Consider the following 24,164-nt stretch of genomic DNA (forward strand, 5'->3'; position numbering starts at 1 on the left):
AAAACAAACATTTACCCATTTTTCTTGCACGTCCATTCGTCAATCATATCTGCCCAATCTTGCAACATTGCCCGACGTTGATCGCGATATTCAGCTTTGTTGTAGACGGCCCGTACTCCCTTTTGCTCATGTGCAAGACACTTCTCAATCCAGTCTGAGTTATACCCCGCTTCATGCAGCAGCGTACTAGCTGTACGCCTCAAGTCATGTGGCCCGAACTTGCTCAGCGGCTGCCCCTCTTTCTGTGCAAGCCGATAGGTAAGTGTCAGCACTTGATTGATTGTCGCTGTGCTCATCGGTAAATCTGAATCGTACCGGGAGGGAAAGACATAATCTGAACCACCGGAAAATGTCTTCAATGCAATGAAGAAATCTAAAGCTTGCTGAGATAAGAAGACTAAATGGGGATTACGACGCTTCATCCGCTCTTTCGGTATGGTCCAAAGGGCCTCACTGAAATTGATTTCGTTCCATGTTGCGTTGGTCAACTCACTTTTGCGAACCATGGTCAGTAATAACAGCTTAGCGGCCACTCTCACAGATGAGGAAGTACCGATGCGCCCTAGGTATTGATACATCAATGCGATTTCATCAGGCTCTAATGCGCGGTCACGTGGTTCAAATTTAGCGATGCTGGCGGGACGTACCAACTCAGCCGGATTATCTACCCTCTGGCCTCGCTCAATAGCCCATCGAAACACCTGCATCACAATTTCGCGAGAGTGTACTGCGGTAGCTGGGGCTCCTCGTTCCACGATTGCATCGGTCAGCGTACGCAGATCCTCATGATTAATTTCCACTAGTTTCTGATTTCCGAAATGTGGTTTGAGTTCGCGTTCGTAAACAGAGCGGCGCATGTCACGGGTCGAGTCAGCCATTTGATAGCCACGCAGCCACTTCTCAGCCCACGCATCAAACGTCTCGGCCCCTTTGGTGCGCGCCTTAGTTCGAGCTTTCTCCCTAGCAGGTGACTTACCTGCTGACACCATCTTTTTCGCCTCTCCTAAGAGCTCTCTGGCTTCAGCGAGTGTGATGCCCCCAACGCCATAACGCCCGAACGTAATAGTCTCCTGGCGGCCGTTGATTGAATAGTTGTAGCGAAATGAAATGGAACCTGCCGCGGTAACTGCCACATACAGGCCATCTCGGTCATTCACCTTATAGAGTTTTTCTTTCGGCTTAAGGTTACGCAGTTTGGTATCAGTCAGCATAGTAGTCACAAATCCCATATAAAAATACCATGCTTAAAAATCAATTCATATCTCATGAAAAACCCAGTAAATACGGGGTTATCGCGAGATTTAATACCATGACAAAACTTACTAAAATGGCATGGTATCAAGCGCCAAGCATGGCATTTTGCTAAATTAATACCCCGTACCATGCCATATATAAATGGTGCTTGGCAATGCATAAGATTGCCAGACACTGCCAGACACAAAAACAAAAAAGCCCGCAATTACGCGGGCCACAGGGAATTTCTTGCTAGTTAGTGCAGGACAATGCCGGACGCTAAATCATTCCCACTCAATGGTAGCCGGTGGCTTACCGCTGATGTCATAAACCACACGGGAAATGCCGTTGACTTCGTTGATAATGCGGTTGGAGACGCGGCCGAGGAAATCGTACGGCAGGTGCGCCCAATGTGCGGTCATAAAGTCGATGGTTTCCACTGCGCGCAGTGAAACAACCCAGTCGTATTTACGGCCATCGCCCATCACGCCAACCGAACGCACCGGCAGGAACACGGTGAATGCCTGGCTGACTTTGTTGTAGAGATCGGCTTTGTGCAGCTCTTCGATGAAGATCGCATCGGCACGGCGCAGCAGATCGCAGTACTCTTTCTTCACTTCGCCCAGTACGCGTACGCCCAAGCCTGGGCCCGGGAACGGGTGACGGTAAAGCATGTCGTACGGCAGGCCCAGTTCCAGACCGATTTTGCGCACTTCGTCTTTGAACAGCTCTTTCAGCGGCTCGACCAGGCCCAGCTTCATCTCTTTCGGCAGGCCACCCACGTTGTGGTGCGATTTGATCACGTGCGCTTTGCCGGTGGCGGAAGCGGCGGATTCGATCACGTCCGGGTAGATGGTGCCCTGCGCCAGCCATTTCACTTCAGTCTGCTTGCAGGCTTCTTCGTCGAACAGTTCAACGAACACGCGGCCGATGATCTTGCGCTTGGCTTCCGGTTCGTCAACGCCGGCTAACGCGCTCAGGAAGCGATCTTCCGCCGCCACGTGAACGATGTTCAGGCCGAAGTGGTCGCCAAACATTTCCAGCACCTGGTCTGCTTCATTCAGACGCAGCAGGCCGTTATCGACGAACACGCAGGTCAGGCGTTTACCGATGGCGCGATGCAGCAGCATTGCGGTCACGGAAGAGTCGACGCCGCCGGACAGGCCGAGGATCACGTGATCTTCGCCCACCTGCTCACGAATGCGCTCTACCGCATCTTCGATGATGGTCGCCGGGGTCCACAGGGCTTCACACTGGCAGATATCCAGCACGAAACGCTCCAGCATGCGCTGGCCCTGACGGGTGTGGGTCACTTCCGGGTGGAACTGCACGCCGTAGAAGCGTTTTTCTTCGTTGGCCATAATGGCAAACGGGCAGGTATCGGTGCTGGCAACGGTCACGAAGTCGGACGGGATAGCGGTCACTTTGTCGCCGTGGCTCATCCACACGTCGAGCAGCGGTTTACCGGTTGGGCTCAGCGCGTCTTCGATGCCGCGAACCAGTGCGCTGTCGGTGGTAATTTCCACCTGCGCGTAACCGAATTCACGCTCGTTGGAACCTTGCACATGGCCGCCCAGCTGCATTGCCATGGTCTGCATGCCGTAGCATACGCCCAGCACAGGTACACCGGCGGTGAACACGTATTCTGGCGCACGCGGGCTGTTGGTTTCGGTGGTGCTTTCCGGGCCGCCGGACAAGATGATGCCGCTCGGATTGAATTCGCGAATTTGCTCTTCGCTAACGTCCCAGGCCCACAGCTCGCAGTAAACGCCGATTTCGCGCACGCGGCGGGCGACCAGTTGGGTGTATTGCGAACCAAAGTCCAGAATCAGAATGCGATGCTTATGGATATTTTTTGTCATGTGAGGCGAATTCCAGCAACAGAGAAAAAGGAAAATCTAAAACGTTAGGACAGTTTCAGTCGGCGAGGCCAAACAGTTGGTGGTCGCCCGCAGCACAGCATGCGCAGTTGACATAAAGTCAATGAGCAATGCGAGCAGCGGACGGCGAACAAATGCGCCGGCCGCAGCCCCTGAAATTAACCCATGCGGTAGTTCGGTGACTCTTTGGTGATGGTCACGTCATGCACGTGGCTTTCCTGAATACCGGCGCCGCTGATGCGAACAAATTCAGCCTTGGTACGCAGGTCGTCGATGGTGGCGCAGCCGGTCAGGCCCATGCAAGAACGCAGGCCGCCCATCTGCTGGTGTACGATCGCTTTCAGCATGCCTTTGTAAGCCACGCGGCCTTCGATACCTTCCGGCACCAGTTTGTCGGCGGCGTTATCGGTCTGGAAGTAACGGTCGGAAGAGCCTTTGGACATCGCGCCCAGTGAACCCATACCACGGTAGGATTTGAACGAACGGCCCTGATACAGCTCGATTTCGCCCGGTGATTCTTCGGTACCCGCCAGCATGGAGCCGACCATTACGCAGGATGCGCCGGCCGCGATAGCTTTGGCGATGTCACCGGAGAAGCGAATGCCGCCGTCGGCGATGACCGGGATACCTGTCCCTTCCAGCGCTTCAACCGCATCGGCGATGGCTGTGATCTGCGGTACACCTACGCCGGTTACGATACGAGTAGTACAGATGGAGCCAGGGCCGATACCTACTTTGACCGCGCTGACGCCGGCGTCAGCCAGCGCTTTGGCACCGGCTGCGGTAGCCACGTTGCCGCCCACGATCTGCAGATCCGGGTATTTGGCGCGCGTTTCGCGAATACGCTGCAATACGCCTTCGGAATGGCCATGCGAGGAGTCGATCAGCAGCACGTCAACGCCGGCGGCGACCAGCGCATCAACGCGCTCTTCGTTACCTGCGCCTGCACCCACAGCTGCGCCAACGCGCAGACGGCCATGCTCGTCTTTACAGGCGTTTGGCTTGCGTTCCGCTTTCTGAAAGTCTTTTACGGTGATCATGCCCAGCAGGTGGAAGCTGTCGTCCACAACCAGCGCTTTCTCAACGCGTTTTTCGTGCATTTTCTGCAGCACGACTTCACGCGCTTCGCCTTCTTTCACCGTAACCAGACGCTCTTTCGGCGTCATCACGGCGGTAACAGGCTGGTTCAGATCGGTGACGAAGCGGACGTCGCGGCCGGTAATGATACCGACCAGTTCGTTCTCTTCGGTGACGACAGGGTAACCGGCGAAGCCGTTACGTGCGGTCAGCTCTTTCACTTCTTTCAGGGTTGTGGCAGGGGTTACGGCTTGTGGATCGGTTACCACGCCGCTTTCATGTTTTTTCACGCGGCGGACTTCTTCTGCCTGACGCTCGATAGACATGTTTTTGTGAATGAAGCCCAGACCGCCTTCCTGCGCCAGCGCGATGGCCAGGCCGGATTCGGTAACGGTATCCATGGCTGCGGACAGCATAGGGATATTCAGGCGGATATTTTTGGTCAGTTGGGTGCCGAGCTCAGCGGTATTAGGCAGAACCGTAGAGTGAGCTGGAACCAGGAGAACGTCGTCAAACGTTAGTGCTTCTTTCGCGATACGTAGCATGGGCAATATCTCACCAGAGTGGGCTGTGAAAAAGATAAAATATTGCCGCGGCATTATACAGAGCGTAATCGGTTGCCTCCAGCACTTTCTCACAAAAACTCTTGATTACCTTTTTCAGCCATGTAGTATCGACCAATTAAGTGCTTGTTTTGAAATTTGATCTGGGTCACATGTCGATACCTGTTTCGCCTTCCATTTTTACCGTAAGCCGCCTGAATCAGACGGTTCGACAGCTGCTGGAAATGGAAATGGGCCAGATTTGGCTCTCCGCCGAGATCTCCAACTTCTCCCAGCCGTCTTCAGGTCATTGGTATTTCACGCTGAAAGACGACCGCGCGCAGGTGCGTTGCGCGATGTTCCGCAACACTAACCGTCGTACTACCTTCCGCCCGCAAAATGGCCAACAGGTGCTGGTGCGTGCCAGCATCACGCTGTATGAGCCGCGCGGCGACTATCAGCTGATCGCCGAAAGCATGCAGCCCGCCGGCGACGGCCTGTTGCAACAGCAGTTCGATCAGTTAAAACAGCGACTGAGCGCCGAAGGCCTTTTCGACCAACAGTTCAAACAGCCGCTGCCCAGCCCGGCCAAACGCGTCGGGGTGGTCACCTCCGCCAGCGGCGCGGCGCTGCACGATGTGCTGCAGGTGCTGCAACGGCGCGATCCTTCATTGCCCATCGTTATCTACCCTACTTCGGTGCAGGGCGCGGAAGCCCCCCTGCAGATTGTACGTGCCATCGAAACGGCCAACCGCCGTGACGAGTGCGACGTGCTGATCGTCGGCCGTGGCGGGGGTTCGCTGGAAGACCTGTGGAGCTTTAACGACGAACGCGTTGCGCGGGCGATTTTCGCCAGCCGCATTCCGATTGTCAGCGCCGTCGGCCACGAAACCGACGTCACCATTGCCGACTTTGTCGCCGATCTGCGTGCGCCAACCCCTTCTGCCGCTGCCGAACTGGTCAGTCGCAATCAGTTGGAACTGCTGCGTCAGTTGCAATCACAGCAACAGCGGATGGAAATGGCAATGGACTACTACCTGGCGCAGCGCCAGCAGCAGTTCACCCGCATCAACCACCGTTTGCAGCAGCAGCACCCGCACCTGCGTCTGGCGCGCCAACAAACGCTGTTGTTCAAACTGCAACGTCGGTTGGAAGACGGCATGCAAAACCAACTGCGTCTGTCTTCGCGTCGCAGCGAGCGGGCTCAGCAACGGCTGGCGCAGATGCAACCGCAGGCGCGTATTCACCGCTACCAACAACGCGTGCAGCAACAGGAATACCGTTTGCAGCAGGCATGGGATCGCCAGCTTAACGGCCTGCGCCAGCGCTTCGGCGTCGCCTGCAGCCAACTCGAGGCCGTCAGCCCGCTGGCGACGCTGGCCCGAGGCTACAGCGTGACGCAAACCCCGCGCGGCGAACTGCTGAAAACCACCAGGCAGGCTCAGGTTGGCGAACTGCTGAAAACCCGCCTGCAGGATGGTTGGGTGGAAAGCGAGGTGAAAACCATCACCGTTGCCAAAAAGCCGCGCAAGAAACGCGCGGCCGAATAATCCCGTCATACTTGAAGCCACATCTGTGTTGGCTTCATCCGCTCACCCGAATCACTTACCTGAGTAAGCTCGTCGGGATGAACGTTCTTGCCGCCTTGATGCCACTCCAATTATTTAGGGTATAACTTTTACTACTCCAGCGTAAAACGGCTGCCCGGTACGCCGTTAATCCACAATTCTCGCGTCTCTCCAGTTGGCAAACTGCAGGCCAACGTCTGCCACGCCGGTTTGAACCGGCCTTCGGCAGTGATGTTCAGCATAATGCGTTGAGTGTCGCTGAGCATCTCCCAGCGCAGCCACAGCGCATCGCCCTGCTGCCAGCCATAACTTTCCCCGTCATCTTCGAATAACAGCCCAGAAGCGCTGCCACAGCCTTTGAGCGGATACAGCTTCAGCTCACGCCGATCGTCCGCCGTCACGTCAACATGCGCCACTCGCGACGACAAAGGTATCGCGGCACCGGCACGTACCAGCAGCGGCAAGCGCTCCAGCGGTGCTTCCAGCAGCACCGCCTGGCCGCCGCTGAACCATTGGCCGCTGTAGAAGCAGTACCAGCCGTCGCCGTTATCCGGCAGATACACCGGCCGCTGACGCTGCCCCTGCTCCACCACGCTGGCCACCAGCAGATCGCGACCCATCATAAAATCATCGGTTTCGTTCAGCGTGCGCTCATCATGCTCGTGGTCTAGGAAGGTCGGGCGCAGCATCGGTTCGTCGTCGACGCAGGCCTGCCACAGCAAGGTGTAGAAATACGGCATCAGCCGATAACGCAAAGCAATCGCCTCGCGCACTGCCGGCGTCACAGCAGGGTACATCCAGGGTTCGTTAACCGTGGCGTCGTCGTTCCAGGAGTGGATGGTGAAACGCGGATGCATCACGCCATTTTGCACCCAACGCACCAGCAGTTCGGCGTCCGGCCTGTCGCCGGAGAACCCCCCCACGTCGTGCCCGAGGTTGTACAAACCGGACAGACTCATGCCCAGCCCCATGCGAATGTTGTAACGCAGGGTTTGCCAACTGGTACGGTTATCGCCGCTCCAGGTCTGCACATAACGTTGCATACCGGCACAGCCGGAGCGTGAAATCAGGTACGGCCGCAGCTCAGGAGCAAAGCGCTGCTGCGCCTCCATCGAGGCGCGCATCATCAGCAACGGCATCACCGGGCGAATATGTTTGATGGCAATCGGCCGGCCAAAACCGTGGCAACGCGCCTCGCCGTCCCACACTTCATATTCGTTATTGTCATTCCAGGTGGAATCGATGCCCATTTCCAGCAGTTGCTGAGTCACGCCCTGCTGCCACCAGTGCACTGCCGCCGGGTTGGTGAAGTCCAGATGTGAGCCTTCGTCGTCCCAAAAGCTCGAACGCTCCGGCCTATCGCTTTCTGAATCGCGGATAAACAGCCCTAACTGCGCCGCCTGTTGATACTGCGGATGATCCTGCAACAGGCACGGCTTGATGTTGGCCGCCAATTTCAATCCGGCATCGTGGAAAGCCTGACTCAGCTGCTTGGGTTGCGGCACCTTGTCGTAGTTCCAGTTGAACACGTAACGCTTGTTGCCGATCGAGGTATAACCCGAGGACAGCTGGAAGGAGTCACAGGGAATGTCATGTTGGTGACAAAGCTCAATAAACTGCTGTAGCTGCTGTTGAGCATCCGGCGCGTCGGTGTAATGCATGGTGGATCCGCTGTAGCCCAGGCTCCATTTGGGCCCGAAGTGTGTCTTGCCGGTCAGGCGTACAAACGCCTTGGTGACATCCAGCACCTTTGGCCCGAGGAACAGGTAATAATCCAAATCCCCCGCCTCGGCCTGATAGCGGCGATAGGCCAGGTGGTAATTGTCGATCTCGTTACCCAAATCCAGCCAGCAACTGCTCAGGTTGTCGTAAAACAGCCCAAAGCTGGCCTCTTCTCCACGGGTGATGGTGAAAGGAATGTGCTTGTACAGCGGGTCAGTGCTGGCGGCGTTGTAACCCATCGCATCCAGATTGCGCATTTCAAAACGGCGGCCGCTGCGCTCCAAATCACCGGCCTTCTCGCCCAGGCCATAATAGCGCTCGGCGGCATGGCGACGTTGATAATGGGCCACGCCGTCACCGTGCGGGTTAAGCAAATAGGCGCTGGTGGGCCGATCGGCTGCCAGCGGACGCCATTCACCGGCGGCGTTACAGTGTTCCCATTCCAGCCACAGCGGCTGATGCACGGTCACGCGCAGCGCAGAGGTGGTCAGCACCAACCGATCCTCATGCTGCTGCAAGTGGTAACCCGGCAGGCTGAAACCAGCGACGCTCAGCCGGTCGCGCCCTTCCCAGGGCACGTCGGTCTGTGGCGCAATGCTCCAGGTACGATCCAGCGCCAGCTCTCCGCTGCGCTTGATCAACACGCGACACAGGTGGTTTTCCAACACGTACAGGCAAAACAGATGGCGTTCATCGACCAGCAGTTCAATACGATCGGCATACTGTCCTGCCAGAGTCCAGTTTTTTAAGGTTTTCATAGGCATCCAACTTAACTATTGAGTGTTTTTTTACCGCCGCGTTCGGCGATCAAAGCAATCAGGAACAGGGCGCCGATCAGGTCGAAGAAGCCCATGGCGATGAATAAGGGGTTAAAACCGACGGTGTCGGAGACCGCACCGATAAGCAACGTAAACAGGAAGCTGGCGATCCAGGCGCTGGAGCCGCGCATGCCGTTGACGGTCGCCATTTGGTTTTTATCGAACGACTCCACCACCAGCGCGCTGAGCATGCAGGAGATCACCTGGTGCCCGAAGCCACCTATCGAGATCAGGGCGATCGCCACGTAGGGATCTTTGGTGATCGCCACAAACGCCAGCGAAACCATCATAAAGGCGCCCGTCACCGAGCTGGCGACCACCGAGTTGACGCGGCTGCAGCCGAACCATTTGCGGTACAGGGTGGTGAGATAGCCGCTGGCGACGCTGCCGATGTCCGCCGCCAAAAACGGCAGCCAGGCAAACATGGCGATGTGCTTTAAGTCCATGCCGCGCTCGGTGGCCAGGTACAGCGGCACCCAGAAACTGAACACTGCCCAGGCCGGTTCGGCGAGAAAGGCCGGAATGGCGATGCCATAGAACTTTTTGTTGCGGCACAAAATCGCCAGCGACTTGAGAAACGGCAATCTGGGCAGTTCCGGCTCATTGTCTTCGCGGATCAGATCCAGTTCCTGCTGGCTCAGATTGGGGTGCTGCTGCGGCGAGTGATAGAACAACCACCACAACACTACCCAGATCAACGCCAGCGCGCCGGAGAACAAAAAAGCGCCCTGCCAGCCAAAGGAAACGTGGGCAATCACGATAATTGGCGGAGCCAGCATGGCGCCAATAGAGAAACCGACGCCCGCCCAACCGGCGGCGATCGGCCGCTCCTTTTTAGGGAACCAGTCGGAAATCGCCTTGGCGTTGGCCGGCGTGGCTGCCGCTTCCGCCCCGCCCATAAAGAACCGCAGGATAGCCAGTTGAACCCAACTGCCCGCGCCGGCATGCAGCATGCAAACAACCGCCCAGATACTGGCGCAGATCAGAAAACCCATCTTCAGGCCAATAACGTCGATCAGCCAGCCGCAGATCGGCTGAAATACCGTATAGGCCAGTTGGAACGACGCCACCACCCAGGAGTACTGCTCGGTGGTCATGTTGAGGCTGGTTTTCAGTTCAGGTGCCAGAATGCCCAACGAATTACGGGTGATGTAGTTGACCGTTACGCCCAGTAAAAACAGCGCCAACATCCACCAGCGCAGCGATTTGAACTTGCGCCGGCCGGTATCGGCGACCCTTTGATTAATTTCAACACTCATCTGTCTTCTCTCCACGACGGCTGCCCGGTGCAACAGCGCGCCTTTTGGTAGGGTACGTTTTGGTATCGAAGGTATGGGCCGTGGAAAACTGCGGTATGTCTGACAAAGACCAACGCATCACGATCACAACCACATGATTTATTTTCGTTTTATTTATAATTCAGTCCATTAATTGGACTGATAAATCTATAAAGTTGATATACCAATTCAGACTAACCAGCCGGAAGCGTGAGCGAAACGAGGTTTTTTGCAAAAATTCTCATGCATAGAATAAAAGCTCGCCATAATGGCGACAGAAGCCTGACAGTACGCTGAAAAAACACCGTGAAAATATTTTCATTACCGAATTTGAAGGAGATCACAGAATGAACGGAAAGCTGAAAATACAGGAAATTGCCCGGCAAACCGGGCTGTCGATCAGCACCGTTTCACGTGTATTAGCCGGTAAGTCCAATACCAGCGTCGAAGCTCGCCAAAAGGTGTTGGCCTGCGCTCAACAGAACGGCATTCTGCAGGGCATTTCCAGCGGCAGGCTGATGCTCAATAACGTGATGGTCTTCGCCCCCCAGCGCGCTTTTGATGTGCGCACCGATATCTTCTACTACAAAGTGATCCAGGGGATCTCCGCCGCATTAGCTGAGCATGAAGTGCGGATCCGCTATTGTGGGCTGGAAGAACTGCACAGCGACGGCGCGTTGTTTCTGGAAAAAATGAGCGATCCGCAAACTCAGGCGGCGCTGATTATCGGCATCGACGACGAACACATTCACCAGTTGGCCGCCGACCTGAATAAACCCTGCGTACTGATTAACTGCACCGACCGCCAGATGCGGCTCGACAGCGTGTCACCCGATCACCAACTGATTGGCGAGTTCTCCGCCAACTATCTGATGCAACAAGGGCACAGCCATATTTTGAATCTGCAATGCCTGCGCCGCCACACCATGGAACTGCGGCTGGCGGGTATTAAACAAGCCTATGCGCGGCACAATATCGCCTTTGACGACGGCCGCCATCTGGTGACAACTTCCGGCTTCGGCAGCGAAGAAGCGGAGCAGGCGCTTACCACCTTTATCAACCGGGTGAGCCACCGCTCGCAGCTGCCAACGGCCATTCTTGCCGGTGGCGACTACATGGCGGTCGGCGCGGTCAAGGCGCTGAACAAGCTGCAGCTGAGCGTGCCGGGGGATATCTCGGTGATGAGCACCGACGGCTTCAATCTGGCGGAAATTCACGACGTGCCGCTCACCTCGGTGCAGGTACCGCGCGACGAGCTGGGTTATGAGGCGATCCAACTGCTGCAACGCCGCATGCTGCGCGCCGATGCACCGCCTTGTAACCTGCTGCTACACGGCAAACTGGCGGTACGCGCCTCTGTCAAACGCATCAGTCCCCATAAAACCAGCCCGGCGGTCAGCACCCATGACCACCGCCTTTACGATGTCTGAACTACACTTAGTGGCAGAATATTTATAAATACCCGATAGCTTGAAAGATGAGGGCTAAATTTTTTGCCTAAGGAGAGCCACTATGCAGACCCTGACAGCACGTTCAGTCATTCCCCCTTATATGCTGCGCCGAATCATTGAACACGGCAGCCTACCGCAGCGCGACTGCGCATTGCACACCCTGAACCATGTCCAGAGCCTGCTCGGTAACAAGCCGTTGCGTGCGCCCGGCGCGAAAACCGCCAGCGCCGGCCAGGTTATTCGCGATATTTACGACGCCGAAAACGGTACCCAACTGCCCGGAAAACAGGTGCGTAATGAGGGCCAACCCAGTAACCACGACGTCGCAGTAGATGAAGCTTACGACTACCTCGGCGTGACCTACGATTTCTTCTGGCAGGCATTCAAACGTAATTCTCTGGACAATCGCGGTCTGCCGCTGACCGGCAGCGTACATTACGGCAAGGAATACCAAAACGCCTTTTGGAACGGCCAGCAGATGGTCTTCGGCGACGGTGACGGCGAAATATTTAACCGTTTTACCATCGCCATCGACGTGGTTGGCCATGAACTGGCGCATGGCGTTACCGAAAGCGAAGCAGGGTTAATTTACTTCCAGCAGGCTGGTGCGCTGAATGAGTCGCTGTCCGACGTGTTTGGTTCTCTGGTTAAACAATTCCACCTCAAACAGACCGCGGATAAAGCCGACTGGCTGATTGGCGAGGGACTGCTGGCGAAAGGCATCAACGGCAAGGGCCTGCGTTCCATGTCGACCCCCGGTACGGCTTACGACGATCCGCTGCTGGGGAAAGACCCGCAACCGGCCAGCATGAAGGACTATATTCAGACCAAAGAGGATAACGGCGGCGTACACCTTAACTCCGGCATTCCCAACCGCGCTTTCTATCTGGCAGCTAAAGCACTGGGGGGTTTTGCCTGGGAAAAAGCGGGCTATATTTGGTACGACACGCTTTGCGACAAGACGCTGCCGCAGGACGCCGACTTCGCTACCTTTGCCCGCACTACGGTAAAACATGCGCAACAACGTTTCGACGGTGACGTGGCGGATAAGGTGCAGCAGGCCTGGCATCAGGTGGGGGTGGAATAATGAAACCCTTGCCGACGCTCAATCAGGACACAGTCATTGAGCTGGCACGTGAAGGCGGCTTCGCCTTTATTCCCAAACTGGCTGGCCAGCGGCGCATTGCGCTGGCCGATATTACGCCGGAACAGCGGCAACGTCTGAATCAACTGTTGAACCAGACGCTGCCCTACGCGCAAGAGGAGGGGCAGCCAGGTTCTCCCGGCTGCGGCGACCAGCGCTACTTCCGCGTGCAAATCAGCTATTACAGCCAAACATTGAGTAGTGAAATCGTGCTGCTGATACCGGAAACCAGCGCCCCGCAGGCATTGATCGACCTTTGGAAAACCGGTCAGGTCGATGAGTGAACGGTTCTAAAGTTAGGGACGCAACGGCGAGTTAATCAGGGCGAATTTATTCGCCCTCTACCCAAGGTATATAGCTGAACAACACGCGCTTTTTCGATATCAGCCCATGACCGTTTTGGCACAGATAATCTACCGCGCCGCAGGCCTTCAATTCTTGCAGCGGCTGCCGGCATTCCGGACACTCGGCCAACTGGCGATAATCGCGGTGACAGGCTTCGCAATGATAGTGACCCTTCACCCACTGCATTGCCTGGTGACATTGCGGACATAGCGCTTCCATAGACTCTCCCGAGTTAAATTACGCCCCATGAGCGTAAGAAATAGATCCCCAGCGCGGTGGTGAAAAACGACCCGACGGTGGTGATGGCGATAATGTTCGCCGCCAGCGTGGCATTGCCGCCCATGGCGCGCGTCATGACATAACTGCCGGAGGCGGTTGGCGTGGCCGAGAACAGGAAGATAATCCCCAATGCCGCGCCCTGGAAACCGCATAGCCAGCCACCCAACGTCATCAATATCGGCACCAGAAACAGTTTGGCGCTGGAGGACAGCGCCGCCACGTTGGACGAACGGAACATGGCGCGCAAATCCAGGCTGGCACCGGTGCACAGCAGCGCCAGTGGCAACGACAACCCTGAGATATAGCTGCCGGTTTGCCGGATAACCTGTGGGATTTCCAGCCCGGTCTGGGCGAACAGCAACCCACACACCAGGCCGATAATCAGCGGGTTAGTGACGATACTGCGCAACAGCGACAGCCGGCTGATCTTCTTACCCTCTCCGCCCTGCAGGCTGCGGGTCAGGGTCACCACCGACAGTACGTTAAACAGGATCACCGTGACCGTCAGGTATAACGACCCCAGCGCAACCCCTTCGCTGCCATAAGCGGTCATGGCATATGCCAGGCCGACGATGGCGGTATTGGCACGAAAGCCTCCCTGTACAAAGACGCCGCGCTCACGCGGTTCTTTCACCAGCCAGACGGCGGCTATCTCCAGCAACAGGAAAGTGGCGACGGTGCCGACCGCACCGTAGATCACCAGCGACAGGTTACCCAGCAGCTGCGGATGATTGGTGGCAATGCTGAAGAACAGCAAGCAAGGCAGCGCCAGATTGAACACCAACCGCGTGGCGCCATCAATAAAGCGGTCGTCCATCATCCGCCAGTGGCGTAGCAGCACGCCCAGCAACATCATTAACAGATTGGGTACGGTGACGCTGAACGCAAAACTCCAGGTTTCCCAGGACATGGTGTTCCTTCAGGCTGACGGCGGTAATCTTCAGATAATAAAACGATTTCGGCGCAATAAAAAAGGGGCGCGGTATGGTTACCGCGCCCCTCGTACTGATTATTTGCTTTTCTTCAGGTGGCTCATCAGGCGTTTACGTTTACGCATCTGGTTCGGCGTCAGCAGGTTGCGCTTGCCGGCGAACGGGTTTTCACCCTCTTTGAACTGGATGCGAATTGGCGTACCCATCACCTTCAGAGAACGACGGAAGTAGTTCATCAGATAGCGTTTGTACGAGTCGGCCAGATCGGTTACCTGGTTGCCGTGGATCACCACAATCGGCGGGTTGTACCCACCGGCGTGCGCGTATTTCAGCTTCACGCGGCGGCCACGCACCAACGGTGGCTGGTGGTCATCGGCAGCCATCTGCATGATTTTGGTCAGCATCGAGGTGTTCACGCGACGCGTCGCGCACTCGTAAGCTTCCTGTACCGATTCGAACAGGTTACCCACGCCGCTGCCGTGCAAAGCGGAAATAAAGTGCACACGGGCGAAGTCGACAAAGCCCAGGCGTAGATCGAGCATCTCTTTGACGTGCTCACGATCTTCTTCGCTCATGCCATCCCACTTGTTGACCGCAATCACCAGTGAGCGCCCACTATTGAGGATAAAGCCGAGCAGCGAGAGATCCTGATCGGAAATGCCTTCGCGCGCATCGACGACCAGCAGCACGACGTTTGCGTCTTCGATCGCCTGCAGGGTTTTGATTACCGAGAATTTCTCTACGGTTTCCGTTACCTTGCCGCGTTTACGCACCCCGGCGGTGTCGATCAGCACGTATTCGCGCTCGTCGCGGACCATCGGGATATAAATGCTGTCACGGGTGGTGCCCGGCATGTCGTACACCACCACACGCTCCTCGCCGAGGATACGGTTAGTCAGTGTGGACTTACCAACGTTAGGACGGCCAACGATTGCCAGCTTGATCGGCAAATCTTGCGGGTTGAAGTCGTCTTCCGGCTCTTCTTCCTCGTCTTCAGGCAGTTCACCTTCTTGCTCGGCCCAATAAGCAGCGTTAGCCTCTTCTTCGGTCAGCTCGACTTCTTCCGGTTTTTCACCGACAAACGGCACCAGCACGTGTTCGATCAGCTGCGCCACGCCACGACCGTGGGAAGCGGCAATCGCATGCACGTCACCCAGCCCCAGCGAGTAGAAATCGGCGGTGGCCATGTCTGGATCCATGCCGTCGGTTTTGTTGGCGACCAGGAAGGTGGCTTTCTGGCGGTTGCGCAGATGCTGGGCGATGCCCTGATCGGCAGGCATCAGACCGGCGCGGGCATCGACCATAAACAGCACGATGTCTGCTTCTTCGATCGCCAATAGCGACTGGCCAGCCATGCGGGTTTCAACGCCGTCTTCGGTACCGTCAATACCCCCGGTATCGACGATGATGAATTCATTGCCCTCAACTTCTGCACGACCATACTTGCGGTCTCGCGTTAGCCCGGGGAAATCCGCCACCAGCGCATCGCGCGTATGTGTTAAACGGTTAAACAAGGTGGATTTACCCACATTCGGGCGCCCAACTAGCGCGACGACAGGTATCATTGTGAAGCCTCATTACTTAATAATCAATGCGTTACTGCACTATGGATAGACACCAGAAGTGCAGCTTATAAAATACGAAACGGCCCCTGAACACTCAGGAGCCGTTTTCCCCTTCATCTTTCGCGCCACAGCGGCGTTGTCTGCGCACCTTCGCCCCGGTCACTTAGTTCACTAAGCTCCCGAGGACTCATGCGCTTGCCGCCTGGCTGCAACCCGAAAGCTTTCGGGTGCAAGAAGGGTCACGACGAGCGGCGTTAGCGGGTGAAAGCGTAAACTTTTCCGCCCTTCGCCTGGATGACCAGCTTATCGCCGGCTACCATCGGCGCAGACAGGAAGCCGGAGCTATCCACTTCCTGCTGGGCAACAAAACGGCCGTCCGTGGTGTTAATCCAGTGCAGGTAACCTTCGGAGTCACCGGTCACCAGGTAACCATTATACATCACTGGCGGGGTCAGGTTGCGGTGCAACAGCTCGCTCTGCGTCCATACGGTGACGCCACCTTCGGTGCTCAGCGCTACCACGCGATCGTTCTGATCGACCAGGTAAATGCGGCCTGCATCAACGATAAAGTCGTTTACCGAGCCCAGTTCACGTTTCCACAAAATCTGGCCGGAACGCAGATCCAGCGCCGTCAGGTTGCCATTGTAACCTAATGCGTAGACAACGCCTTCAACAATCACCGGCGTAGTGTCGACATCGTTCAGACGATCGATTTCGGTCGCGCCGCTAGGCTGGGAAATACGCTGCTGCCAGATCAGCTGACCTTGCTGCATCAGCACGGCACTGACGCGGCCGTTATCACCGCCGACAATGGCTGCGCCAAAGGCAACGGCCGGAGCAGACTCGCCGCGCAACGACAGCGAAGGCATATCCAGGTTAACCGTCCACTTCACTGCGCCATCAGATTCATTCAGCGCCTGCAATTGACCGTTAGAGGTATGGATCAGTACCATGCCGTCGCTGATCACCGGACGCGAAATCGCTTCACCGGCCACCTTGGTCTGCCAGGCGACCTTACCGTCAGCGGTGTTCAGAGCATAAACAACGGCTTTCTCGCTGCCGACATAAACTTTGTCGCCCGCAACAGCCATACCGCCCGACAGCAGCGCCGGCAGGTTGCTGGAGAAGAAGCCGGTCTTCTCGGAGAGATCAACCTTCCATTTTTCGTTACCGCTATCGGCATCCATCGCTTTCACGAGACCGTGGCGATCGGCAGCATAAATAGTGTTGTCCTGGAAAGCAGGACGCAGGTGAGAATAGAACTCACCGACGCCGTCGCCGACCGAGGTACTCCACGCCTTACTTGGCGTGAACTGATTTTCAACTTTCGGCAGCGGCGACATGGTAACCACGTCTTCTTCACTGTTGAACAGTGAGCAACCACTCAACAAGGCAACGGAAACCAGTCCGACCAAGAGTGTTTTACGCAATTGCATGGGAATTCCCCTTAGCTGGACAAGTTATTCAATTTCATGCGCAGCAGAACCTGCAGCGCCTGAGAAGCGTTAGACTCAATGCCTTTGCTGTACGCCTCGCGCGCACCTTTGGTGTCGCCTTTGGCCAACAGCACGTCGCCGCGCGTATCCTGCGCCATCGCCGCCCAGCCTTCGCCTTTCACGCCATCCAGCGTTTTCAGCGCTTCATCCAGCTTTTTCTCCTGCAACTGCACACGGGCCAGACGCAGGTTAATCATCGAAAGCAGGTTTTCATCTTTGGTCTGGCCCTGAGCCAGCACCAGCTGTTGGTCCGCTTTGGCAAAGTCGTTCTGCTCAACAAAATGCTTCGCCAGTTCCAGCGAGGCCAGCACGCCGTAGCTGTTGCTGTTGGCCTGGGCGAACTTCTCCGCAGCGGCCACGTCGTCCGGTTTACCGACCGCCAGACGATCGCTGGCTTCCTGATAAGATTGGGACGCAATCATCATGTTGGAGTTCTCGTGGCTCTGCCAGTAACGCCAGCCGACCAGGGCACCAATTCCGAGCACCACGCCCACTGCCAGCGCTTTGCCGTTTTCGGCAAAGAACCGACGCACGGCGTCGACTTGTTCGTTTTCAGTGGTATAGACTTCCACGGTGTCCTTCTCCTTAACCTAACATCAAAGCCAGACGCACAGCGACTTCGCTCTGCGCCAGCGTTTCTTGTTCACCACTGCGCAGGTCCTTGACGACCACCTGCTCGGCTGCGACTTCGTTCTCGCCCAGGATCAAGGCAACGCGCGCGCCCCATTTATCCGCACGGGTGATCTGCTTCTTAAAGTTACCGCCGCCGTAGTTGGTCATCAGTTTCAACTGCGGCGCGGCATCGCGAACACGTTCAGCCAACTGCATCGCCGCGCTCTGCGTACCGGCACCGGAAGAGATCACGTACACGTCAATGGTCGCCGGAGCTTTAAACTCTGGGTTGACCGCCTGAACCAGCAACACCAAACGCTCCAGACCCATCGCGAAACCGACTGCCGGCGTTGCACGACCGCCCAGTTGCTCGACCAGACCGTCATAACGGCCACCGGCGCACACCGTCCCCTGAGCGCCCAGACTGGTGGTCACCCATTCGAATACCGTACGGTTGTAATAGTCCAGACCGCGCACCAGGCGTTCATTGATGGTATATGGGATACCTGCCTGGGCCAAAAGTTCACACAGGCCTTCAAAGTGGGCTTTGGATTCTTCATCCAAATACTCGGACAGGCGCGGCGCATCGTTCAACAATGCTTGCACTTCCGGATTTTTGGAGTCCAGCACGCGCAGCGGATTGCTGTACATGCGGCGTTTGCAATCTTCGTCCAGCTTGTCTTGATGCTGTTCCAGGAACGCCACCAAAGCATCACGGTAATTGGCGCGAGCTTCCAGTGAGCCGATGGAATTCAGCTCCAGTTTAACGTGATCAGCGATGCCCAGCGCTTTCCACCAGCGGGCGCTCAGCAGGATCAGCTCGGCGTCGATATCCGGGCCCTGCAGGCCAAACACTTCGGCACCCAGTTGGTGGAATTGACGGTAGCGGCCTTTTTGCGGACGCTCGTAGCGGAACATCGGACCGACGTACCAAAGACGCTGCTCCTGATTGTACAGCAGACCATGTTCGATGCCGGCGCGAACGCAACCAGCGGTCCCTTCCGGACGCAGCGTCAGGCTTTCGCCATTGCGATCGTCGAAGGTATACATCTCTTTTTCTACGACGTCGGTCACTTCGCCGATCGCGCGTTTGAATAACGGGGTCTGCTCTACAATCGGCAAGCGGATTTCGCTGTAACCGTAGCCGCTCAGCACCTGCTTGAGGATGCCTTCAATACGCTGCCATAATGCCGTTTCTTCCGGCAGGTAGTCGTTCATGCCGCGAATGGCTTGAATGTTCTTTGCCACGTGAGTTCTCTGTCCGTTGTCTATAAAAATGAACCCGATTATAGGGACTTTGCCGTCCCGTATTCAACGCGAATGCAGAGTTCTGCTCCCGGGTTCATAAACAAGCGGGCTAAAAAGCCCGCCGTATCGGTATAATGCTTATTTTTCCAGCAGGTTGACCGAGATGCGATTGCTCTCATCCATCATCGACGCCTTGGCGCGAATTTTGGCTTCCAGCTGGTCAATCATCTGCTCGTTGTCGAAACGATCTTTCTGGCGCACGCCGTCTTCGTAGAAGCCGCTCTTTTTATGGCCGCCGGTAACACCCAGCGTGGACACCAGCGCTTCGCCCGGCCCATTGACCACGCAGCCGATAATCGAAATGTCCATCGGCGTGATGATATCTTCCAGGCGCTGTTCCAGCGCGTTCACCGTACCGATAACGTCAAACTCCTGACGTGAACAGGTCGGGCACGCGATGAAGTTAATGCCGCGAGCGCGGATACGCAGCGACTTCAGAATGTCGAAACCGACCTTGACCTCTTCCACCGGATCGGCCGCCAGCGAGATACGCAGGGTATCGCCAATGCCTTCCGACAGCAGCAGACCCAGGCCAATCGCCGACTTCACCGAACCACTGCGTGCGCCACCGGCTTCGGTAATGCCGAGATGCAGCGGCTGATCGATACGCGCCGCCAGCAGCCGGTAGGATTGCACCGCCAGGAACACATCGGAAGCCTTGACGCTAACCTTGAACTGGTCGAAGTTGAGGCGATCGAGGATATCAACGTGGCGCATGGCGGATTCAAGCAGGGCTTCCGGCGTAGGTTCACCGTACTTTTCCTGGATGTCTTTTTCCAGCGAGCCGCCGTTCACCCCGATACGGATTGGGATGTTTTTATCGCGTGCGCAGTCCACAACTGAACGGATACGCGACTCGTTACCGATATTGCCCGGGTTGATACGCAGGCAGTCTACGCCGTATTCAGCCACCTGCAGCGCAATGCGGTAATCGAAGTGGATATCGGCGACCAGCGGCACGTTGACCTGTTGCTTGATCAGCTTGAATGCCTCGGCGGCATCCATGGTGGGGACTGAAACGCGGACGATATCGACGCCGACGCGCTCCAGCGCTTTAATCTGATTGACCGTGGCTTCGACATCGGTAGTACGGGTGTTAGTCATCGACTGCACAGCAATCGGCGCACCATCACCAATAGGCACATTGCCGACGTAAATTCGCGTTGATTTTCGACGGATGATGGGCGATTGGTTATGCATTACTTACTCTCCATTGTTGCTCTGACTTAACGACAATGGCCGCGCAATTACTGCGCGGCAACGGTCAGACGAGCAACACGGTTTGACTTAACAAACCGGCTTAAATCAACCGGCTTACCTTGATATTGAATCTGTACTGCGGCCGGTGCGCCAATGGTCAGTTTATAAGGCGCGGTGCCCGCCAGGCTCAGCTTACCGCCGTTCTTCTGGCTACCGCTGTACAACGTTTTGCCGCTGGCGTCAGTCACCTGCAACCAGCAGTCGGCGGTGAAGTTCATCACCAGCGCGTTAGGATCAACCGCCGGTGCAGCTACGCCCGCATCTGCAGTCGGCAACGGTGCGGTTGGCGCCGCAGGCGTTGTCTCAGGCAACGTGGTTTGGCTTGGTGAAACCACCGCAGGCTGCTGCGCGGTTGCACTGCCGGTCACGGCCGGAGTCTGTGATTGCTGTGCTGCTGCGCCCGCACCGGTGTCAACCGGTGTGGAGCCATTTTCAGCCAAAGGTGCGCTGTTGTCGGCATTGCTGTCGGTCAACGGTACGGATTGGCCTTCATTGTTCTGTGAAAGCTGGGCAGAAGACTGATCGGCCATAGTGGCGATCTCTTCCTGTTGGGCCTTGTGATTTTGCCACCACCAGGCACCGGTCAAGCCGACCACCACGAAAACGATCAACCAGGTGAAGCTCATCAGCCAGCCGTCGCGTTTTTTACGGCGCTTGCCCAGAGAGAAGCTTTGCATCGGAGCCACTTTCGCGACCTTCAACGGTGCCTGCTTGGCCAGCATCGGCAGCAATTCATCCTCTGGCAAACGCACCAGCTTGGCATAAGAGCGGATATAACCACGCACGAAGGTTGAAGCCAGGTCTGCGGACAGATTGTCTTCTTCAATATCGCGCACGGTAGACATTTTGAGGCACAGGCGTTCTGCAACGGCCTGTTGACTCAACCCGAGTTGTTCACGGGCCTGACGCAGACGTTCGCCTGTCGTCATTGATACGGTTTTATCTTGGGAGGCTTCAGTATTCATTAGCTAAGAACTGCTGGTACTGTTTGGATTGTGGAAAACTTCGCGATAACTGCTTGCCATAACGTTGCACGCTATCTTGGCGCCCGGCTAACGCGGCGAAACGAATCTGTAACCATAAGCTGTCGGCGCTGGCCGGCAGAACATGTTGATAACTATCCAATAAAAGTTGCGACTGTGCGCGCTTCCCTTCTCCAAATTGCTTTTCTGCCTCCACCAACAGTGGAGTGCCCTTGTCCGGATCGATCTTCAAAGCACGTGTTAACAAAATACGTGCCTCGTCGTTTTGTCCGGCTTTGAGAAAACAGTAACCTGCGTTTTCCAGGCTGTCGGCAACCTGACCGTAATCCGGTGCCACGGCTGCTGCGCTAAACTGCTGTTGTGCCGGTACATACTGCCCTAAACTGCAAAGAAACGCACCGTAATTATTCAGCACTGTGCCATTGTTCGGCGCAAGTTTGAGCGCCTGCTGATAACGCTGTTCAGCCGCGCTGTTCTCGCCAATCCGCTGCTCGTAGAGCGCCATACCCAATTGGGTACGGTAATCCTGTGGGGCGGCGTCTGCCGCTTTCTCCAGATTCTGGCGCGCGGCGTTTAAATCGCCCTGCTTCAGATATTCCAGACCCAGTTGCAATCGCGTCTGACTGGCTTCAGGCAGCGCGTCTTTTTCTTCCGGCGCTGAACCGGAACAACCGGCCAGTAACCCGGCCGCCAGCAACGTACCCCACAGAATCAGCTTCATGCCTGCATTCATTTCCTTGTCAGATGTTACCTTGACGTCTTTTCACATAACAGACTGTAAGATAACAAAAATCATGCTATAGGATTCAGACCGCACGCACGGTGATAGGTTCCCCGGCCATTTTCTTTTTCAGGGTACGCTTGGTGCGGTCGATCACTTCACCCGCCAGTTGCCCGCAGGCGGCATCGATATCGTCACCACGGGTTTTACGAACAATAGTCGTAAAGCCGTATTCCATCAACACTTTGGAAAAACGATCCACGCGGCTGTTGGAGCTGCGGCCGTAAGGTGCGCCCGGGAACGGGTTCCATGGGATCAGGTTGATCTTGCATGGCGTGTCCTTGAGGACTTCCGCCAGCTGGTGTGCGTCGTCGGTGCTGTCGTTGATATGATCCAGCATCACGTACTCGACCGTCACCCTGCCCTGATTGGCGTTGGATTTTTCCAGATAGCGGCGTACCGCAGCCAGGAAGGTCTCAATGTTGTATTTGCGGTTGATCGGCACGATGTCATCGCGGATCTTGTCGTTCGGCGCATGCAGCGAGATCGCCAGCGCGACGTCGATCATATCACCCAGCTTGTCCAGCGCAGGCACTACGCCCGAGGTCGACAGGGTCACGCGGCGTTTTGACAGGCCAAAACCGAAATCATCCAGCATGATTTCCATCGCCGGCACCACGTTGGTCAGGTTAAGCAAGGGCTCACCCATGCCCATCATCACCACGTTGGTGATCGGGCGCTCGCCGGTGACTTTCAGTGCACCGATGATTTTCGCCGCACGCCACACCTGGCCGATGATTTCCGACACGCGCAGGTTGCGGTTAAAGCCCTGCTGAGCGGTCGAACAGAATTTGCATTCCAGCGCGCAACCCACCTGGGAAGAAACGCACAGGGTCGCACGGTCGCCGTCCGGGATATACACGGTTTCGACCTGCTGATCGCCCACCTTGATAGCCCATTTAATGGTGCCGTCGGCTGAGCGTTGTTCTTCCGCCACTTCTGGCGCACGGATTTCGGCGACGCTTTGCAATTTATTGCGCAGGACCTTGTTGATATCGGTCATCTGCTCAAAATCATCGCAGCAATAGTGGTACATCCACTTCATCACCTGATCGGCACGGAAGGGTTTCTCGCCCATTTTGGCGAAAAACTCACGCATTTGCTGACGGTTCAGATCCAGCAGATTAATTTTGGCCACAGCCGGTTTTTCCGCGTTAACGGATTGAGTAGTCAGCGAATTATTTTCAGACACGATGTGCTCGGACGTGATGGGTTCTAACATAATTGATCTCTGGCCTCGTTGTTACACTTTATGGCGCGAAAGAGTGGAAAGTAAGTGCGTCGCTCAGCCCATATAAATCGGGCGACGGCGCTAAAAGCGCGCCCCTGACAAGATGACTCATCAGGGGCGCGGCATTGTACAAATTTTAGTAGTAGCTTTCCACGTCTGAAAGGCATTCAGGGCATTTTTATTGTTTCAGCCAGTGAATGCCATACTTCAGCGTCGAAATGACAGCAATTAACGCGGGCAGATTTCGCTTTCGTTGAAGAAGTAAGCGATTTCGCGCTGAGCAGATTCTACTGCGTCAGAACCGTGCACGGCGTTGGCAGTGAAGCTGTCCGCGTAGTCAGCACGCAGGGTGCCGGCCAGAGCGTTGTCTGGGTTGGTTGCGCCCATGATGTCACGGTTGCGCTGTACTGCATTTTCCGCTTCCAGAACCTGAACCACGATCGGGCCAGAGGTCATGAATTCAACCAGACCATCGAAGAATGGGCGGCCTTTGTGCTCAGCGTAGAAGCCTTCGGCTTGTTCGCGAGTCAGACGCAGCATTTTGGATGCGATGATTTTGAAACCGGCACGCTCAAAGCGAGCATAGATTGCGCCGATGTCGTTGTTAGCTACAGCGTTTGGTTTAATGATGGAAAAGGTACGTTCTACGGTCATGATGGC

20 protein-coding genes are annotated in these 24,164 nt (G+C 56.1%); 4 read left to right on the forward strand and 16 right to left on the reverse strand.

Annotation, left to right across the window (positions count from 1 at the left end; all coding sequences use genetic code 11):
* Window positions 1-11 precede the first annotated feature (11 nt).
* The 3 genes from AAZT04_RS14810 to guaB all read right to left on the reverse strand — a co-directional run bounded on the left by AAZT04_RS14810 (window position 12) and on the right by guaB (window position 4,735).
* On the reverse strand, window positions 12-1,211 hold the full coding sequence (locus AAZT04_RS14810) for a tyrosine-type recombinase/integrase (protein WP_434680676.1): 1,200 nt from the start codon (window positions 1,209-1,211) through the stop codon (window positions 12-14).
* Between the two features lie 306 nt (window positions 1,212-1,517).
* Window positions 1,518-3,095: a glutamine-hydrolyzing GMP synthase gene (gene guaA, locus AAZT04_RS14815; protein WP_020828137.1), complete on the reverse strand. Its 1,578-nt coding sequence runs from the start codon at window positions 3,093-3,095 to the stop codon at window positions 1,518-1,520.
* Between the two features lie 176 nt (window positions 3,096-3,271).
* Window positions 3,272-4,735: an IMP dehydrogenase gene (gene guaB / locus AAZT04_RS14820; protein ID WP_020828138.1), complete on the reverse strand. Its 1,464-nt coding sequence runs from the start codon at window positions 4,733-4,735 to the stop codon at window positions 3,272-3,274.
* 170 nt (window positions 4,736-4,905) lie between these two features.
* On the opposite strand from guaB, the gene xseA reads away from it, so the two are divergent.
* The gene (gene xseA / locus AAZT04_RS14825; protein WP_260629690.1) at window positions 4,906-6,282 is read left to right on the forward strand and encodes an exodeoxyribonuclease VII large subunit; all 1,377 of its coding nucleotides are present in this window, start codon (window positions 4,906-4,908) and stop codon (window positions 6,280-6,282) included.
* 131 nt (window positions 6,283-6,413) lie between these two features.
* On the opposite strand, the gene AAZT04_RS14830 is transcribed toward xseA, so the two are convergent.
* A complete protein-coding gene (locus AAZT04_RS14830; protein ID WP_392455404.1) occupies window positions 6,414-8,780 on the reverse strand; it encodes a TIM-barrel domain-containing protein in 2,367 nt (788 codons plus the stop codon).
* 11 nt (window positions 8,781-8,791) lie between these two features.
* The gene (locus tag AAZT04_RS14835) at window positions 8,792-10,099 is read right to left on the reverse strand and encodes an MFS transporter (protein WP_020828141.1); all 1,308 of its coding nucleotides are present in this window, start codon (window positions 10,097-10,099) and stop codon (window positions 8,792-8,794) included.
* Window positions 10,100-10,464: 365 nt separating this feature from the next.
* On the opposite strand from AAZT04_RS14835, the gene AAZT04_RS14840 reads away from it, so the two are divergent.
* From AAZT04_RS14840 to AAZT04_RS14850, 3 genes are all read left to right on the forward strand, one after another.
* Entirely contained in the window at window positions 10,465-11,547 is a 1,083-nt protein-coding gene (locus AAZT04_RS14840) for a LacI family DNA-binding transcriptional regulator (protein ID WP_020828142.1), read from the forward strand.
* An 82-nt stretch (window positions 11,548-11,629) separates the two neighbouring features.
* Window positions 11,630-12,655: a M4 family metallopeptidase gene (locus AAZT04_RS14845; protein ID WP_349525835.1), complete on the forward strand. Its 1,026-nt coding sequence runs from the start codon at window positions 11,630-11,632 to the stop codon at window positions 12,653-12,655.
* Complete coding sequence (locus tag AAZT04_RS14850) at window positions 12,655-12,996, forward strand: protealysin inhibitor emfourin (protein ID WP_046372907.1); 342 nt, start codon at window positions 12,655-12,657, stop codon at window positions 12,994-12,996. Before AAZT04_RS14845 ends, AAZT04_RS14850 begins: the two co-directional genes overlap by 1 nt.
* A gap of 46 nt (window positions 12,997-13,042) precedes the next feature.
* On the opposite strand, the gene AAZT04_RS14855 is transcribed toward AAZT04_RS14850, so the two are convergent.
* The 11 genes from AAZT04_RS14855 to ndk form a co-directional block, all read right to left on the reverse strand.
* Window positions 13,043-13,276 carry a zinc ribbon domain-containing protein gene (locus tag AAZT04_RS14855; RefSeq protein WP_349525836.1) on the reverse strand — a complete coding sequence of 78 codons (234 nt, stop codon included), beginning with the start codon at window positions 13,274-13,276 and terminating at the stop codon, window positions 13,043-13,045.
* 13 nt (window positions 13,277-13,289) lie between these two features.
* Window positions 13,290-14,246: an AEC family transporter gene (locus tag AAZT04_RS14860; protein ID WP_020828147.1), complete on the reverse strand. Its 957-nt coding sequence runs from the start codon at window positions 14,244-14,246 to the stop codon at window positions 13,290-13,292.
* 99 nt (window positions 14,247-14,345) lie between these two features.
* Complete coding sequence (der, locus tag AAZT04_RS14865; protein WP_020828148.1) at window positions 14,346-15,833, reverse strand: ribosome biogenesis GTPase Der; 1,488 nt, start codon at window positions 15,831-15,833, stop codon at window positions 14,346-14,348.
* A gap of 254 nt (window positions 15,834-16,087) precedes the next feature.
* Window positions 16,088-17,269, reverse strand: a complete 1,182-nt coding sequence (gene bamB, locus AAZT04_RS14870) for an outer membrane protein assembly factor BamB (protein WP_046372905.1) — start codon at window positions 17,267-17,269, stop codon at window positions 16,088-16,090.
* Between the two features lie 11 nt (window positions 17,270-17,280).
* Window positions 17,281-17,901, reverse strand: a complete 621-nt coding sequence (locus AAZT04_RS14875; protein WP_046372904.1) for a YfgM family protein — start codon at window positions 17,899-17,901, stop codon at window positions 17,281-17,283.
* 13 nt (window positions 17,902-17,914) lie between these two features.
* Window positions 17,915-19,189 (reverse strand): histidine--tRNA ligase, encoded by a 1,275-nt coding sequence (gene hisS, locus AAZT04_RS14880; RefSeq protein WP_020828151.1) that lies wholly within the window; start codon window positions 19,187-19,189, stop codon window positions 17,915-17,917.
* 138 nt (window positions 19,190-19,327) lie between these two features.
* Window positions 19,328-20,449 carry a flavodoxin-dependent (E)-4-hydroxy-3-methylbut-2-enyl-diphosphate synthase gene (gene ispG, locus AAZT04_RS14885; protein WP_020828152.1) on the reverse strand — a complete coding sequence of 374 codons (1,122 nt, stop codon included), beginning with the start codon at window positions 20,447-20,449 and terminating at the stop codon, window positions 19,328-19,330.
* Between the two features lie 47 nt (window positions 20,450-20,496).
* Window positions 20,497-21,474 (reverse strand): cytoskeleton protein RodZ, encoded by a 978-nt coding sequence (gene rodZ, locus AAZT04_RS14890; RefSeq protein ID WP_129983501.1) that lies wholly within the window; start codon window positions 21,472-21,474, stop codon window positions 20,497-20,499.
* The gene (pilW, locus tag AAZT04_RS14895; RefSeq protein ID WP_041414833.1) at window positions 21,464-22,213 is read right to left on the reverse strand and encodes a type IV pilus biogenesis/stability protein PilW; all 750 of its coding nucleotides are present in this window, start codon (window positions 22,211-22,213) and stop codon (window positions 21,464-21,466) included. Before pilW ends, rodZ begins: the two co-directional genes overlap by 11 nt.
* Before the next feature lie 85 nt (window positions 22,214-22,298).
* Window positions 22,299-23,495: a bifunctional tRNA (adenosine(37)-C2)-methyltransferase TrmG/ribosomal RNA large subunit methyltransferase RlmN gene (locus tag AAZT04_RS14900; protein WP_020828155.1), complete on the reverse strand. Its 1,197-nt coding sequence runs from the start codon at window positions 23,493-23,495 to the stop codon at window positions 22,299-22,301.
* A gap of 237 nt (window positions 23,496-23,732) precedes the next feature.
* On the reverse strand, window positions 23,733-24,158 hold the full coding sequence (gene ndk, locus AAZT04_RS14905) for a nucleoside-diphosphate kinase (protein WP_004952077.1): 426 nt from the start codon (window positions 24,156-24,158) through the stop codon (window positions 23,733-23,735).
* Window positions 24,159-24,164 lie beyond the last annotated feature (6 nt).

The organism is Serratia sp. Je.1.23.a (assembly GCF_051129805.1).
Lineage (GTDB): Bacteria > Pseudomonadota > Gammaproteobacteria > Enterobacterales > Enterobacteriaceae > Serratia > Serratia liquefaciens.

What these genes read in the sequence shown, in the direction of transcription:
- ispG (WP_020828152.1), bottom strand. Translation starts at nt 20,449, where the DNA reads ATGCATAACCAATCGCCCATCATCCGTCGAAAATCAACGCGAATTTAC.
- AAZT04_RS14855 (WP_349525836.1), bottom strand. Translation starts at nt 13,276, where the DNA reads ATGGAAGCGCTATGTCCGCAATGTCACCAGGCAATGCAGTGGGTGAAG.
- ndk (WP_004952077.1), bottom strand. Translation starts at nt 24,158, where the DNA reads ATGACCGTAGAACGTACCTTTTCCATCATTAAACCAAACGCTGTAGCT.
- AAZT04_RS14850 (WP_046372907.1), top strand. Translation starts at nt 12,655, where the DNA reads ATGAAACCCTTGCCGACGCTCAATCAGGACACAGTCATTGAGCTGGCA.
- bamB (WP_046372905.1), bottom strand. Translation starts at nt 17,269, where the DNA reads ATGCAATTGCGTAAAACACTCTTGGTCGGACTGGTTTCCGTTGCCTTG.
- der (WP_020828148.1), bottom strand. Translation starts at nt 15,833, where the DNA reads ATGATACCTGTCGTCGCGCTAGTTGGGCGCCCGAATGTGGGTAAATCC.
- AAZT04_RS14860 (WP_020828147.1), bottom strand. Translation starts at nt 14,246, where the DNA reads ATGTCCTGGGAAACCTGGAGTTTTGCGTTCAGCGTCACCGTACCCAAT.
- xseA (WP_260629690.1), top strand. Translation starts at nt 4,906, where the DNA reads ATGTCGATACCTGTTTCGCCTTCCATTTTTACCGTAAGCCGCCTGAAT.
- AAZT04_RS14900 (WP_020828155.1), bottom strand. Translation starts at nt 23,495, where the DNA reads ATGTTAGAACCCATCACGTCCGAGCACATCGTGTCTGAAAATAATTCG.
- guaB (WP_020828138.1), bottom strand. Translation starts at nt 4,735, where the DNA reads ATGCTACGTATCGCGAAAGAAGCACTAACGTTTGACGACGTTCTCCTG.
- AAZT04_RS14840 (WP_020828142.1), top strand. Translation starts at nt 10,465, where the DNA reads ATGAACGGAAAGCTGAAAATACAGGAAATTGCCCGGCAAACCGGGCTG.
- AAZT04_RS14830 (WP_392455404.1), bottom strand. Translation starts at nt 8,780, where the DNA reads ATGAAAACCTTAAAAAACTGGACTCTGGCAGGACAGTATGCCGATCGT.
- AAZT04_RS14835 (WP_020828141.1), bottom strand. Translation starts at nt 10,099, where the DNA reads ATGAGTGTTGAAATTAATCAAAGGGTCGCCGATACCGGCCGGCGCAAG.
- pilW (WP_041414833.1), bottom strand. Translation starts at nt 22,213, where the DNA reads ATGAAGCTGATTCTGTGGGGTACGTTGCTGGCGGCCGGGTTACTGGCC.
- rodZ (WP_129983501.1), bottom strand. Translation starts at nt 21,474, where the DNA reads ATGAATACTGAAGCCTCCCAAGATAAAACCGTATCAATGACGACAGGC.
- guaA (WP_020828137.1), bottom strand. Translation starts at nt 3,095, where the DNA reads ATGACAAAAAATATCCATAAGCATCGCATTCTGATTCTGGACTTTGGT.
- AAZT04_RS14845 (WP_349525835.1), top strand. Translation starts at nt 11,630, where the DNA reads ATGCAGACCCTGACAGCACGTTCAGTCATTCCCCCTTATATGCTGCGC.
- AAZT04_RS14810 (WP_434680676.1), bottom strand. Translation starts at nt 1,211, where the DNA reads ATGCTGACTGATACCAAACTGCGTAACCTTAAGCCGAAAGAAAAACTC.